This is a genomic window from Bacillus pumilus (assembly GCF_038738535.1).
Classification (GTDB): Bacteria; Bacillota; Bacilli; order Bacillales; family Bacillaceae; genus Bacillus.
The window spans coordinates 1,759,145-1,774,092 of sequence record NZ_CP046128.1; the positions used below are offsets into that span (position 1 = coordinate 1,759,145).

At 44.3% G+C, this 14,948-nt stretch carries 12 protein-coding genes and 1 pseudogene; 5 read left to right on the forward strand and 8 right to left on the reverse strand.

The window, feature by feature from the left end; all coding sequences use genetic code 11:
* Window positions 1–8: 8 nt before the first annotated feature.
* The 7 genes from GKC25_RS08710 to GKC25_RS08740 form a co-directional block, all read right to left on the reverse strand.
* On the reverse strand, window positions 9–917 hold the full coding sequence (locus GKC25_RS08710) for a hydroxymethylglutaryl-CoA lyase (protein WP_034660849.1): 909 nt from the start codon (window positions 915–917) through the stop codon (window positions 9–11).
* 11 nt (window positions 918–928) lie between these two features.
* Window positions 929–1,144 carry an acetyl-CoA carboxylase biotin carboxyl carrier protein subunit gene (locus tag GKC25_RS08715; protein WP_034660850.1) on the reverse strand — a complete coding sequence of 72 codons (216 nt, stop codon included), beginning with the start codon at window positions 1,142–1,144 and terminating at the stop codon, window positions 929–931.
* Entirely contained in the window at window positions 1,141–2,490 is a 1,350-nt protein-coding gene (locus tag GKC25_RS08720) for an acetyl-CoA carboxylase biotin carboxylase subunit (protein WP_034660851.1), read from the reverse strand. Before GKC25_RS08720 ends, GKC25_RS08715 begins: the two co-directional genes overlap by 4 nt.
* A gap of 8 nt (window positions 2,491–2,498) precedes the next feature.
* Entirely contained in the window at window positions 2,499–4,136 is a 1,638-nt protein-coding gene (locus GKC25_RS08725; protein WP_309415567.1) for an AMP-binding protein, read from the reverse strand.
* Window positions 4,137–4,178: 42 nt separating this feature from the next.
* The gene (locus GKC25_RS08730) at window positions 4,179–5,321 is read right to left on the reverse strand and encodes an acyl-CoA dehydrogenase family protein (RefSeq protein WP_106037702.1); all 1,143 of its coding nucleotides are present in this window, start codon (window positions 5,319–5,321) and stop codon (window positions 4,179–4,181) included.
* Window positions 5,322–5,463: 142 nt separating this feature from the next.
* Entirely contained in the window at window positions 5,464–7,002 is a 1,539-nt protein-coding gene (locus GKC25_RS08735; RefSeq protein WP_034660854.1) for a glycoside hydrolase family 10 protein, read from the reverse strand.
* A 24-nt stretch (window positions 7,003–7,026) separates the two neighbouring features.
* Window positions 7,027–7,833, reverse strand: coding sequence for a tyrosine-protein phosphatase (locus GKC25_RS08740; protein ID WP_095285249.1), 807 nt, complete (start codon window positions 7,831–7,833; stop codon window positions 7,027–7,029).
* Between the two features lie 122 nt (window positions 7,834–7,955).
* Between GKC25_RS08740 and GKC25_RS08745 the strand changes: the two genes are divergently transcribed.
* Complete coding sequence (locus tag GKC25_RS08745; protein ID WP_095285250.1) at window positions 7,956–8,726, forward strand: DeoR/GlpR family DNA-binding transcription regulator; 771 nt, start codon at window positions 7,956–7,958, stop codon at window positions 8,724–8,726.
* Between the two features lie 24 nt (window positions 8,727–8,750).
* On the opposite strand, the gene GKC25_RS08750 is transcribed toward GKC25_RS08745, so the two are convergent.
* Window positions 8,751–9,329, reverse strand: coding sequence for a branched-chain amino acid aminotransferase (locus GKC25_RS08750; protein WP_106037700.1), 579 nt, complete (start codon window positions 9,327–9,329; stop codon window positions 8,751–8,753).
* A gap of 125 nt (window positions 9,330–9,454) precedes the next feature.
* On the opposite strand from GKC25_RS08750, the gene GKC25_RS08755 reads away from it, so the two are divergent.
* The 4 genes and pseudogenes from GKC25_RS08755 to GKC25_RS18485 all read left to right on the forward strand — a co-directional run bounded on the left by GKC25_RS08755 (window position 9,455) and on the right by GKC25_RS18485 (window position 14,941).
* Window positions 9,455–10,588: a CdaR family transcriptional regulator gene (locus tag GKC25_RS08755; protein ID WP_307499729.1), complete on the forward strand. Its 1,134-nt coding sequence runs from the start codon at window positions 9,455–9,457 to the stop codon at window positions 10,586–10,588.
* Window positions 10,589–10,665: 77 nt separating this feature from the next.
* Complete coding sequence (gene glcD, locus GKC25_RS08760) at window positions 10,666–12,075, forward strand: glycolate oxidase subunit GlcD (RefSeq protein WP_307499730.1); 1,410 nt, start codon at window positions 10,666–10,668, stop codon at window positions 12,073–12,075.
* The gene (locus GKC25_RS08765; protein ID WP_307499732.1) at window positions 12,072–13,415 is read left to right on the forward strand and encodes a (Fe-S)-binding protein; all 1,344 of its coding nucleotides are present in this window, start codon (window positions 12,072–12,074) and stop codon (window positions 13,413–13,415) included. The genes glcD and GKC25_RS08765 overlap by 4 nt, the downstream gene beginning before the upstream one ends.
* A 73-nt stretch (window positions 13,416–13,488) precedes the next feature.
* Window positions 13,489–14,941, forward strand: a pseudogene (locus GKC25_RS18485) (spore germination protein).
* Window positions 14,942–14,948: the final 7 nt, after the last annotated feature.

Below are 14,948 nucleotides of genomic sequence, written 5' to 3' on the forward strand. Positions count from 1 at the left end.
TTCATCCTTTATGAAGTAGTATGAGAGTGAAAAGCACGTAAACAATGACTAGGCAGGGTTCGATCTACTTTTGTTTCGATCCATTCTGCCGCTTTTATCAATGCAGGAAAATCGATATTGGTTTCGGTTCCTAGTTTTTGAAGCATATGCACTACATCTTCTGTCGCGACATTTCCGCTAGAGCCAGGTGCATATGGGCAGCCGCCAAGCCCGCCGCTAGAGGAGTCAAATGTTGTGATTCCCGCTTTTAATGCCGTATAAATATTGGCAAGACCCATCCCCTTCGTATCGTGAAAATGTAGAGCGATTTTATCAGCAGGAAAACGTTCAAGTAAAATGTCTAATCGCCTTTCTACTTGAAGCGGATGGGCTTCTCCAATGGTGTCGCCGAGTGATATTTCATCAATGCCATAAGAGAGCAGAATATCCGTTAACCGCAGAACTTGATCCATTGGCACTTGATGTTCATAAGGGCAGCCAAACACGGTAGAAATATATGCGCGTGTGATCTTTCCTGCTGCTTTTAAATCAGCTGTCATTTGTTTGATGACAGGAAGTGTTTCGTGGATGGATTGATTCATATTTTTTTTGTTATGTGTTTCACTCGAAGAGATAAACATAGCGCCTGCGTCAAGATTTGCTTCAAAAAAGTGAGCCAAGCCTTTTTCATTAGGAATGAGTGCTGCATAGGTGATGTTGTCATTTTTGTGTAAGGATTGAGCTAACTCTTTGGCGTCTTTTAAGGCTGGGACCCATTTAGGATGAACAAATGAGGTGACTTCAATATAAGGGAGCCGGGCTGCTGTGAGCAGTTCAATCCACCTTTGCTTCTCGCTTGTGTCCAGCCAAGTGGATTCATTTTGCAGTCCGTCCCGCGGGCCGACCTCTCTGATAAGTACACGCTTTGGTAATGCCATCTCGCTCCCTCCTATTCTGTCAGCTCTAGAAGGACCTCTCCTTCATCGACAAATTCCCCCTCTGCCTTATACACTTTGCTGATGACACCAGCCTCTTCTGCAACAATTGGAATCTCCATTTTCATTGATTCCAAGATAGCGACCTCCTGCCCTTTTTGCACTTCATCGCCTTGTTTCACAAGAAGCTTCCATAAGTTTCCGGCCATTTGTATCGTGACCATTTTCATGAACGGTTCCCCTCCCTTTTTTTCATGAGAAAATCGGTTGTGATGCTGCCATGTAAGAAAGCAGAAGATCCAGCCATTTCCCTTAAAAGCGGTAAGTTGGTTTTGATCCCTTCTATTTCATATGCTTGTAACGCCTTTTTTAATCGTTCTATTGCAAGTTTTCGTGTATCACCGTAAACAATCATCTTCGCAATCATTGGATCGTAATATGGGGTAATGACGCTCCCGCTTGTCACACTTGATTCATGGCGTATATAGGGAGCTTCTGGCATAAATAGCCGAGTGATTGTTCCTGGTGACGGATAAAAGGTAACGGGGTCCTCCGCATAGATTCTGACCTCGATGGCATGCCCAATTTGATGAATATCCTCCTGAATGAAGGAAAGCGGCTCTGATGCAGCGATTTTCAGCTGCTCCTCGACAAGATCAATACCTGTAATTTCTTCTGTGACAGGGTGCTCTACTTGTAATCTCGTGTTCATCTCTAGAAAATAAAACTGTTGGTTTTGATCGACTAAACATTCAATCGTCCCTGCGTTTTCATAGCCAATGGCTTTGGCTGCTTTGACGGCCATTTGTCCCATCTGTTGTCTCACTGATTCATCGAGACAGGCGGCAGGTGCTTCTTCGATGATTTTCTGGTGTCTTCTTTGGAGTGAACAGTCGCGCTCAAATAAGTGAACCCCATGGCCGAAGGAATCAAAAAGGACTTGAATTTCAATGTGCCGCGCGTCTTCAATGACCTTTTCCATATAAAGCGTCCCGTCGTTGAAAAAACTTTGCGCTCTTTTTTGATTTCCTTCAAAAGCTTTATGCAGCTCCTCGTCATTTCGCACAAGCTGCATGCCAATTCCCCCGCCTCCGCTTGATGCCTTGAGCATGATCGGATAACCGAGTGACTGGGCTTTACTGACTCCTTCTTCTGCGTCATGGAGCGGGGCTGAAACGCCTGGTACAATGGGAATCCCCGCATGGTCCATCGTTTTTCTCGCTTCAATTTTATTCCCCATTCGCTGAATGACCTGTGCGGATGGTCCAATAAAAATAATTCCTTCGCTGCGGCAGCGTTCAGCAAAGGCCGCATTTTCTGATAAGAGGCCATATCCAGGATGGATGGCATCTGTATTTGTCTGCTTGGCAACCTCGATGATCACTTCCATGTTTAAATAGCTTTCAGATACTTTCGCTCCTCCAATCAGATAGGCGCTGTCTGCTTCTTGCACATGAAGCGCATGCTCATCTGCCTCTGAATAAACAACCACGGTGTTGATCCCGAGCCTTTTACAAGTCCGAATAATTCTACGAGCAATTTCGCCTCGATTTGCGATCAGTACTTTTTTGAACATCGCTGCCCTCACTCCTTTATTAGATCAAGCGCCTGTTTTTTCAGACGAAATTTTTGAATCTTCCCTGATGCGGTCATCGGATACTCGTCTGTGATGAAAAAATATTTTGGAATTTTGTAGCGAGCCATTTGTGACTGACAATAGCTGGTTAATGACTCAATCGTCACCGTGTGACCTTGTTTGAGCCGAATGAATGCGGCGGCTTCCTCTCCGTAGGTCTCGTCAGGAATACCAACAACCTGTGCATCAAGAATGGCTGGATGCGTGTAAAGAACGTCTTCAATCTCTTTTGGATAAACATTTTCCCCGCCTCTAATGATCATATCTTTCAGCCGTCCTGTGATTTTCACATAGCCATCCTCATCCATCTCCGCTAAATCCCCTGTATGAAGCCACCCGTCCTCATCAATGACTTCATTTGTGGCTTCTTCATTTTTATAGTAGCCTTTCATCACATGATAGCCTCTTGTACACAGCTCGCCTTGTTCTCCTCTTGGTACTTCATCCGGCGTACCTGGTGCAGTGATTTTCACCTCGATGTGAGGAAGTGCCCGACCGACTGTTTGAACCCGCCTTTCAAATGAATCATCCGTTCTAGTTTGGGTAATGACAGGTGAGCTTTCGGTTTGACCGTAGGCAATCGTGAGCTCCTTCAGTCCCATTTGTTCAATGACTGCTTTCATCACATGGGATGGGCAAAGAGATCCTGCCATAATGCCTGTTCGTAATGTGGACAGATCGTATTGGTGGAAATTCGGATGATCGAGCTCTGCAATGAACATTGTCGGGACGCCGTGAAGAACAGTGCACTTCTCTTGTTCCACTGTTTGAAGGACTCGCTCTGGGTGGAAAGATTCAATTGGAATGATCGTGCCTCCTTTTGCGAGACAAGCAAGTACGCCAAGAACAGATCCAAAGCAATGAAAGAACGGCACGGGGATACACATGCGGTCTTCATGGGTGAGCTTCATGCAATCTGCGATCTGACTGGCATTGCAGACGATGTTTGTATGACTGAGCATGACACCTTTTGGGTAGCCGGTTGTGCCTGAAGTATATTGCATATTAATAACATCATCAGGCGCCAGCTCATCCATTCGTTTCTCCCATTCATCATCCTCCATTCTTTTAGCAGCAGCTTGAATACTGTCCCAGCTGCGCATGCCCTTTGGCGTGTGCTCGCCAATATATACGACACTTTTTAAATATGGAAATGATGATGAACTGATCTCGTCTTGATGAGCTGTTTGAAGCTCTGGAATGAGGTTTTCAAGCATCCTGACATATGATGTCTCTTTAAACCCGTCAACGATAAACAGCATGCTGCTATCAGAGTGCTTTAGTAAGTAAGCGAGTTCTTGTGATTGAAAGTTCGTATTCACGGTGACAAGAACGGCTCCAATGGAGGCGCAGGCGAATTGCAGCATGAGCCATTCAGGGACATTAGGTGCCATGATGGCGATATGATCCCCTTTTTGAACCCCTAATGCCATAAGACCTTTCCCTGTTTCCTTGACCTCTCTAAAAAACGCTTCGTATGAATAACGTAATGAACGTTCTGGATACACAATGGCTTCATGTGCTGGGTGCTGCTCCTTTTTCTCTTTTAATAGGGAGCCGATCGTTTGTGGATGAATCGACATCATGATTTTCCTCCTCCATCAATGGTAAGCGTTTTCATAACAGGATTAAGCTAACAATTGTCTTGCGATGACTAAACGCTGAATTTCAGAGGTGCCTTCTCCGATTTCCATGAGCTTGGCATCTCTCACAAGCCGTTCTACCCCGCACTCTTTCATGTAGCCTGTTCCTCCGTGAATTTGGACAGCATCAAGACTTGCTTGTGTCGCCATTTCCGAAGCGAAAAGCTTGGCATAGGCAGCTTCTTTTGTAAATGGCTTTCCATGATCTTTCAGCCAGGCGGCTTTCCACACCATTTGACGAGCAAGTTCTATTTGCATCGCCATATCTGCCAGTTTAAATTGAATGGCTTGAAAGGACGAGAGGGTCTGCCCAAATTGCTTTCTTTCCTTTGCATAGGAGAGAGAAGCATCTAGTGCAGCTTGCGCGATACCAACAGATAAGGCAGCAATTGATATGCGTCCTCCGTCTAATGTATATAAAAATTGCTTGAAGCCTTTGGCTGGGTCTCCTAATATATGATGTGCTGGTACACGTACGCTGTCTAAAATGATTTCAGCCGTATCTGAACCGCGCACCCCCATTTTGTCGTATGGATTTGTAATGGACAGCCCTTTTTGACCTTTTTCTACAATGAAGGCGGAGATGATCGGGCGGCCGTGCTCATCACGATCCGTGACAGCGGTGACGATAATGGTTCTGGCAAAATTGGCATTTGTGATCCAGCACTTCTCCCCGCTAATCACATACTCTTGTCCGTCTTTGACCGCTTTTGTTTTCGTCCCTTTTGCATCTGACCCTGCATTTGGCTCTGTTAATCCGAAGGAACCGAGTGCTGTTCCAGATGCCAGCGGGACAAGGTGATCCATCTTTTGCTCCTCTGTACCGAAGTAATAAAGCGGGCTTGCGCCTAAGGAAACGGCTGCGGCATAGCTAAGGCCTGTACTGGCACACTGTTTTCCGATTTCTTCTACAGCGAGCGCATATGAGATTGTATCTCCTCCTGAGCCTCCGTATTTCTCTGGAAAAGGGATGCCCATCAAGCCGAGCTCTCCCATTTTTTGAAAAGTTTGGACCGGGAATACAGCCTGTTCATCAATGGTTTGAGCGAGTGGAGCAATTTCTTCCTTGGCGAATTCTTTGACCATCTGCCGGATCATTTGTTGTTCTTTCGTTAATTCAAAATCCATCATGTTTCCCCCTTTGGCTCTTTTCTATCATATTTATTAATCAAGTGGCTGCTTCATGCCAAGCTTGGCTGAATTCAGAATATTAAAACAAAAATAATAGAAAAAAGCATGAACGAAGAAAATCCTCATTCATACTTTTTCGTTATCTCACTTTTATTGTAGAAGGCTTGCTTTCGTGATGAAGTCGATTGAGAGCCGTTACTTTGTAAGTATCACTCTTATTCTGATGAACTGAAAGATTTTTGACAGATGTCAGCGTGCCGGCTTCTTTTCTAACGGTTTGCAGCAATTCATATGTTCCTTTCGTCGTCAAGCGATAGACCGCGTAATAGGATGCGGTAGATTGTGGATCATTTTTGATCTGTAAAGCCGCACCCTCTGCTGTCTTTTTAATAGATTGAATGATTGGTTTTTTTGGCGCTTTCTGATGAAGCCAAGGCATTTCTGGAATGAGAGCCGGTTTACGGTAAGCATCTTCTATCAATCGATTTTTGACATTCAAAGGGTTGCGATTGATATCCTTTAGGCTAAAGTGCATGCTTCCCTGCACGAGAGGCGACTGTCTGTTCAGTTTGATCTGCCGAAAGTATTCTTCTGGATCAGACCAAGCAGGATCACTGTTTTGATTAATTTTATACGTCGCCTGACCAATGTACAGGTGAACAGGCTCTCCCTTCACTTCATTTGACCACCATTTTGTTAGCACATCGTATGCGGCTGCCTGAAAGCCGATGCTCCAGTAAATTTGCGGGGTGACATAATCGATATCGTGCTGCTGAATCCACTCTCTTGTATCAGCATACAAATCATCATAGTTGGTCATCCCTGCTGTGGTGTTTGAACCAGTCGGATCATCCTTTATGTTGCGCCAGACTCCAAATGGGCTAATACCAAACTTCACATACGGCTTTACTTTCTTCACGGTGTCGTTGATTTGCTTGACCAATTGGTTCACATTATCTCTTCGCCAATCTTCTATATGCGTGAATGCCTTTTTTCCATATGTTTCATACGTTTCTTGATCTGGAAACGGCACACCGGCTATTTTATTCGGGTAAAAATAATCATCCATATGCACTGCATCAATATCGTAGTTTTTCACGACTTCTTCTATGCCGCCGACAATGAACTCCTGAGCTTTAGGAATGCCTGGGTTGTAATAAAGCTGATTCCCGTACGCAATGGTCCAATCTGGATGTTTTTTTGCAGGGTGATCGGCTGATAAACGGCTGAGGTCGGTATGATTCATTGTGATTCGATACGGGTTAAACCAAGCGTGAAATTCGAGCCCGCGTTTATGAGCTTCTTCGATCATGAATTCAAGCGGGTCATACCCGGGATCTTTCCCTTGTGTCCCGGTCAAATATTCGGACCACGGGCCGTATGCCGAAGGATAAAAGGCATCTGCTGTCGGTTTAATTTGCATGATCACGGCATTCATATTCATCGCTTTGATCTCATCTAACAAATGAATAAACTCTTGTTTCTGCTCTTTGACAGGCAGTCCTTTCTTTGAAGGCCAATCTAAGTTATAAACCGATGCGATCCATACCGCGCGCATCTCTCTTGTGCTTTCAAGCTTCCCTTTTGGCATTGGACGAGCTAGACTGCTAGAAGGAATCAATAAGAATACAAACATCAAAATTAGTGTTAGACACGTCATACTGATTTTTTTCAGCATTTTTTGCATCACCTCATATTCAGTTTATTCCGCTTTTTGAGATCGAATGCCAGCAGATGGTGTCAGCAGGATGTTTTTCATTTCCTTGAGCTGAGCTTCAGGTATTTCGCAAGCCTCGATTAAATATCGCTCTGTACTTCCGTATGTCGCCATCATCTCGTTTAGCACATCTTCCAGATAATCTTGCTGCACACCGAGAAGCGGTTGAATTTGCTCTTTTGACACCCGGTATAAACTCATCATGCGGACAAATCGCTGCTGCCTTCTGACAAGCATTTTCACACCTTCATTGGAACGCATATATTCACTTAAAACGGCCGGCATCGGTACACCTGCTGCTAATTGAATAAGGGCAGATAAAAAGCCTGTCCGGTCCTTACCGCTCGTGCAGTGAAGCATCAGCGGGTAATTGCTCTTATCTGAAAGCAGTGAGAACAGCTGCTGAATCTCTTCTTTACGCTCTGTGAGCATACTTTGATATAAATCTTTCATAATCGGTGTAAATGAGAGAGATTTCCCTTCAGTTGTCAGCATACGAAACATGGTCCACTTACTTGGCATCTTACTGTCTGGCTGCATCGGGATATGAACGATTTTGTTGTGTTCCTTGATTTTTGGCGGATGTGATTTGCGTTCTGAGCTTGTTCGGAGATCACAAATGGTTTGAATCCTAAGCTTTGAGAACGTCAACATATCTTGTTTTGTGAGACGCGATAGATCTGCGGATCGATAAATCATTCCCTGCCTGATCACCATCTCACCTGTTGTTTGAAGTCCCCCTACTTCTCTAAAATTCGCAAGCTTTGAAAATGGGTTGTTTGATTGATTCATAGAAGTGAAAATCCTTTCCGTTACGTTCTTTTCTCTATCATACGCTTTTATTGAGATGGGGAAAAGAGAAGCCATTTGGTATAATGGAAAAAGGAGATTCGGATGGATTGGAGATATGAAGCATGATAAAAACAAAACGGATTCAGCAAATCAAAGAGTATGTGTTTGACCGGGAATCTGCCTCACTTGATGAGCTTGTGGCGCATTTTGGCGTCTCAAAAAACACGATACGCCGAGATGTACAAGCATTGGTCGAGTCCGGCGTACTAAAGAAAGTGTACGGCGGAGTCGCTGTGAACCATTCAACATTAGTAGTATATCAAGAGCGAAAGACCCGCCAGCTCAGTAAAAAGCAATTGATCGGACAAACGGCTGCTGCTTTTGTGGAAAATGGGGATATGATTTTTGTTGATTCTGGTACGACAACACTTGAAATGCTTCCCTATTTGACTGAGAAACAGGTGACCGTTGTGACCAATAATGTAGATTTTATTACACAGGCGATGCCTTATGAAAATCTCACTATCTTTTCCACCGGCGGGATGCTTGAGAGAAAAACGAATTCTTTCGTTGGCTATCAAAGTGTAGAGCGTTTGAAAGCTTACAATGTCAATAAAGCCTTTATCGCATCAACTGGTTTATCCATTGATCACGGAGTCACGAATTCGTCCCCGCTTGAAACGGATATTAAAAAGACAGTTGTTGAAAAAAGTGCCAAAACGTTTTTATTAGTTGATGATAGTAAGTTCGATCACTACGCTTTGACCACGTTTTGTGATTTACACGATCTTGATGTCGTCGTGACGAATAAACAGCCAAATGAAGATTATCTTCAATATGGAAAAGATCATGATGTACGGTTTGCCACGCCTTCATCAAATGAGAAGACGTAAATAAATGGATCACAAAAAAACGGCTCAGGAATTTGAGCCGTTTTTTGATTCATTCATTTCAAGCTGCATGATCATGCGGAATAAAAAACGGTACACGGCTGAGATGACTTCAATAAAAGGCATATCTTCATGGATGTCCTCAAGTTCAAGAAGCTGTAAATTCACATCGAATAAGCCGTCTTGCCCATTAAATTGAAGCTGCGCACCATTTAATGAAGCCAGCATGTCTTTTAAAATACCTGTGTCTTTTTTAGGACGTTTTAAACCTAATAACACGGTATACGTTTGAAACACTTCGTCCCATTCAATGGCTAATCCATCGACTCTCACCACATCAAACCACTTTGATTCGATATAAATGAATTCTTTTTGATGTTGTTTTACATATGTAAGCGGTGTGTTTAGAAATGAGGCGCCTTCTGTTTGAATCATGTCCTCGGATTCTTTGTCTACACGCTCTATATATACATCGCTAAAGCGTGCCTCTTCCTTTATTCTTGCACCTTCTAAAGGCCAATTGTGGCGCGCCGCTTCGTCATATTCAAAGTCTGTCAGCGCTTGTCCTTCTTTCAATAGATCTTGTAAGCGATTTTGCAATGACATGGCTATGTCTCCTTTCTTCTCATTCATGTGCGTTTATTATTTTAGCATAACTCATGAAAAGAAAGATATGACTCAGCATATGATGGTATGATAGTGTCAAAAGAAACATCTCGGAGGGGTACGTTTTGCTCACAATGACACTGGCAGAAAAAATCGTAGACGAGGTCAAAAAAGTGCTGACTGAGGAAATCATCATCGCACAAACAAACGGCACCATCATTGCGGCAACAGATCCAGCGCGCATTGGTCAATTTCATGAAGGGGCGTATTTGACATCCTTTGAAGGACAAAAACGAATCCTCACAAAGGATGATGAGCAGCAAATGAAAGGGGTCAAAGCCGGCATCAATCTGCCTATTTATTTTAAGCAAGAGGTCATTGGTGTGATTGGGATGACAGGAAATCCCGTCCATGTCTCTCCATTTGGCGAAATATTACGAAAAATGACCGAACTGCTTATTCAAGAGCATGAATTTTTTCTAGAAACGGAAACCGATGAACGGCAGCTTGAAGCGTTTGTGTTCGACTGGCTTCATCTGCCAGAGACAGCAATCAATCTCACTGAAAAAGCAGCGCGGCTTCAGCTTGATGTCAAAAAACAGCGTGTCGTCGTCCTCATTGATTGTCACGATGAATCGTTTATGAAGCAGGATCAATACAAAAAAGTAAAGGAAATGCTGCATCTCACAAGTCAGGAAATGATCGTTCGCTGGGGACATGCCCGCTTTTTGCTCATGCTGCAAACCACAGCAGATGATCGTGATACCTTGCAGCAGCGTCTTTTTCACATCCATGCTTCCCTCACCTCACGTTCCACATCAAAGGTTTTGATAGGTGCGGGAAAACCTGCAGCTGGACATATGATGAAGCAATCCTTTCATCAAGCCTTTCGTGCCTTAAAATTGGCGAATGTGGATACACCGATTGTGTTTGATGAGGATTTAACACTTGAACTTTTTATAGAAGAAGTGAGTCAGGAAACAAAAGAAGTGTTCCTTGATCGAACGATCGCCCCACTTCTCCCCTACCCTGAACTAGTGAAAACATTGCGTGTACTCATGACATCAGATTACTCATTGAAGTATACCGCGGAAGCGATGCACGTACATATCAATACACTGCATTACAGACTAAAACGTATCCAAGATTTAACGACACTTGATCCAAAACGCATGCAAGATGCGATGCTCTTTTATTTAGCCTTGATGCTATTAGATCATCATCCAAATAAACGAGGCGAACAGCCCAATATTTTGTAGAATCGTCCATAGGCATGAGGCGATTCTTTTTTTATACTGAAAGAAACGGTATGTCTAATCAGTAGGAGTGAATGCGCATGTTAAATTCTGAATTTTTAAGTCAATTAAAAAAGATTGTCGGTGCGCCCTATGTACAAGACAGTAAAGCCGATCGGCTTGCCTACTCTTATGATGCAACACCTAATTTTCAGCATATGCCAGATGTCATCGTAAGCCCGCGCGCGGCTGAGGACATCCAGCAAATTGTCCGGCTCTGCGCTTCATATAAGGTGCCGATCGTGCCAAGAGGATCAGGAACGAACCTTTGTGCAGGAACCTGTCCTACACAAGGCGGACTTGTGATGTTGTTTACAAGAATGAACCAATTAATCGAAATAGACGAAGAAAACCTCACCGCAACGGTCCAGCCTGGTTTGATCACACAGGAACTTATTCGCCAAGTAGAGGCAAGAGGTCTCTTCTACCCACCAGATCCAAGCTCGATGAAAATCTCCACGTTAGGCGGCAATATTAATGAAAATTCAGGTGGTCTCCGGGGGTTAAAATATGGCGTGACGAGAGATTATGTACTTGGACTTGAAGTGGTGCTGCCAAACGGTGACATCATCAAAACGGGCGGCAAGCTCGCTAAGGACGTGGCCGGGTATGATATGACCCGTTTATTTGTTGGATCAGAAGGAACGCTCGGAATTGTCACAGAAGCCACGCTGAAGCTTTTGCCGCTTCCAGAAACCAAACAAACGATGCTTTGCTTATATGAAAGCCTAGAGGAAGCAGCCGCATCAGTTTCGGCGATTATTGCAGAGCGTATTATCCCCGCCACATTAGAATTTATGGATCAGCCGACACTGAAAGTCGTCGAAGACTTTGCCAAAATCGGCCTGCCGACTGACGTTCAAGCGGTGCTATTAATCGAACAGGACGGCAACCCTGAGGCTGTTTCCCGTGATATAGAGAACATCGCAAAGGTCTGTCAGCAGCACGGTGCAAAAGGAGTAAATATCGCACATTCTGAAGAAGAGGCAAGTGCCCTTTTAACAGCGAGACGAGCCGCTTTATCTGCCCTCGCCCGTTTAAGCCCCACAACGATTTTAGAAGATGCTACAGTCCCCCGGTCTGAAATTGCTAACATGGTGCGGGCGATCGAAGACATTGCGAGAGAGTACGAAGTGAAAATCTGTACATTTGGTCATGCAGGTGACGGGAATTTACACCCTACTTGTGCAACTGATGCAAGAGATGAAGAAGAAATGAAGCGGGTCGAAGAAGCCTTTCAGGCCATTTTTGAGAAAGCAGTCTCCCTTGGCGGCACCATTACGGGTGAACATGGCGTGGGTCTGATGAAAGCCCCCTATTTAGAGCTAAAGGTCAAAAAAGAAGGAATCGCTGCAATGAAAGCGATCAAACAAGCGCTAGATCCAGCAAATATTATGAATCCTGATAAGGTATTTGGAAAAGCAGCAAGAAAGCGGGTGGTGGTCTCATGAATTCCTCTAAACAATCAGAGATTCAGCAAAACTTTCAGCAGCAAATGGATGAAAAGGAGCTGCTCAACTGCATGCGCTGCGGCTTCTGCCTCCCTTCCTGCCCTACTTATATTGAATCCGGTCAACAAGAAACTCACTCTCCCCGCGGCCGGATTGCTTTAATGAAGGCGGTGAGAGACGGCGTGATTGAGCCCGATGAAGATGTCGAACATTCACTGAACCTTTGTCTTGGCTGCCGTGCATGTGAACCGGTCTGCCCTTCCGGCGTCAAATATGGACGTTTACTTGAGGATGCGAGAGACATCCTTCAGCAGCACAAAAAACAATCTCTTCCTGTCAAATTTGTGAGACGTGTTGTGTTTAAAGGACTCTTTCCTTCACAAAGCCGAATGCGTCAAGCGGCTGGACTTCTGCGATTTTATCAAACCTCTGGTCTGCAAACGGCCGCCCGCAAGTCTGGCATGCTGAAGGTGCTTCCGCCGCATTTACAGCTGATGGAGCAGGCCCTTCCAAAGGTGCCGCGTCAACAAAAAAGCCGTGCGTTAGAATACAAAGCCATTGGCACGGCAAGAAAGCGTGTGGCCTTTTTTACTGGCTGTTTAATGGACACCGTTTTTTCCAGCACAAACGAAGCGACCATCCAGCTTTTGCAGCTGGCCGGCTGTGACGTTGTCATCCCTCCTGTTCAGACGTGCTGCGGTGCACTTCATGGCCATAGCGGAGAAAAGGAGCAAGCGAAACAGTTAGCAAGGCGGAATATTGAAGCATTTGAGGAGATAGAGGCAGATGCCATTGTTATGAATGCGGGCGGATGTGGTGCCTTTTTAAGTGATTACGATCATTTGCTTCAGGACGATCCGGCTTTTCAAAAACGAGGTGAAGCCTTCTCAAAGAAAATCACGGATATATCAGACATTCTCGTGGAGCTTAAGTTTCACCAGCTTACATCGCTTGCCGTGCCAGAGCAGATCATCACCTATCAAGACTCTTGTCACTTACGAAATGGAATGGGTGTAGAGCAAGCGCCAAGGGTGCTGATGAAGTCGATTCACGGGGTATCATTTAAAGAAATGAAGGATGCCGACCGCTGCTGCGGATCCGCCGGAATTTATAATATTTTGCAGCCAAAGATGTCGATGCAAATTTTAGATCATAAAATGACAGAAGCTAGTCAAACAGCTGCATCTGCTATTGTCACGTCCAATCCAGGCTGTCAGCTGCAAATGGCAGCGGGTATCAAACGTTCAGGACAATCACCCAGCATGCGTGCCGTCCATCTCGCAGATTTTTTATTAGAAGCCGTTCAATATGGAAAAAAAGCGTCCAGCTCATCAAGCTGAACGCTTTTTTTCATGCATATCTTCAGACAATTAGTTGGATAATAGAGGCAAATCGCGGAAGGAGATGATTCAAGTGCTGAAGAAAAACAAACAACATCAAAAGGACCCAAATTCAGTATTTGAGGCATTGTCACGTTCCTCTGATTTTACAAACGAATTGTCACGAAGTGAAGGTTTTCTTTATCGAATCTCTTTTTTTCGTTCTTTAATTAATGGTCATCTACTCCATGAACAAATTTTGCCCTGCATGAAAGAGTTGCACCTCACCCCCACTCTTGAGGAGCTGAAAGAACGAATCCCCATTGAACAGTCTGTCATCACAACCGATCTTCAAAAAGTGGAAAAAGCCCTTCACCTAGGTAACTTGGCCATTCGGCTCGAAACGGACTGGGGCAAAGCGCTTCTGATACCGATTGAAGAAAAGAAAGGCAGACAAGTAGGACCGCCTGATATTGAATTTGGCATTATCAGTGCACAGGAAGCATTTGTGGAGGTTTTGGATACCAATTTAAATTTGGTCAGACGGCGGCTGCCAACACCGAACCTGAAAGTGGCGGAAAAGACGGTTGGCACGCTATCTCAAACAAAAGTAGCGGTGTTATATATAGAAGAAATCGCCAACCCGCAAAACATCGAAACTGTTCTGCAGCGAATTGAGGACATTGATTATGATCAGATTTTAGATGCGAATTACCTCTCTCAAATGCTTAATGATGTATCCAATACCATCTTTCCCTTCAGGTTTATCGGAAGGGAAAATTGCCATATTAGTGGATGGATCGCCTCATGTCTTGCTTGCTCCGACTATTTTACTTGAGTATTTTTCCACTATGGAAGACTACAATATGTCGTGGATTGCGGCTTCTTGCTTTAGACTGTTACGCATATTTGCAGTGATATTCTCCATTTTTGCGACACCTTTATATGTAGCCGTTTTAACCTTTCATTATGAGCTGATCCCAAAGGATTTATTAGAAACCATTGTGTCCTCGCGCTATCTTGTTCCATTTCCTCCGATCATTGAGGCCCTATTTTTAGAGATTTCGATTGAATTACTAAGAGAAGCAGGATCGAGGCTTCCAGCTAAAGTCGGACAGACACTCGGGATTGTTGGAGGGATTGTCATTGGACAGGCTGCTGTGGCAGCAGGCTTAACAAGTAATATTTTGCTCATTATTGTTGCCCTTTCTGCTCTTGCCTCATTTGTCACCCCTATTTACAAAATGGGCAATGCCATTCGCCTGCTGAGATTTCCATTTCTACTTGCAGCACAGATTTGGGGCGCATTAGGTATTGCTGTGATGGGATCTTTCCTTCTCACCCATTTAATGAAATTAACGTCTATTGGGCGTCCTTATCTAGAGCCTATTTTTCCGCTGCGTCTGACTGATTTAAAGGGCAGTTTGATTCGTCCTCAGCTCCGTTTTTTGAATAAAAGACCGGAAAATTTACGTCCGCAAAATGAAACCATTCACCGGCAAAAGCCGAAGCAAGGCCGTAAGGGGAAAAATGATTTTTATGAATAAGGAAGTG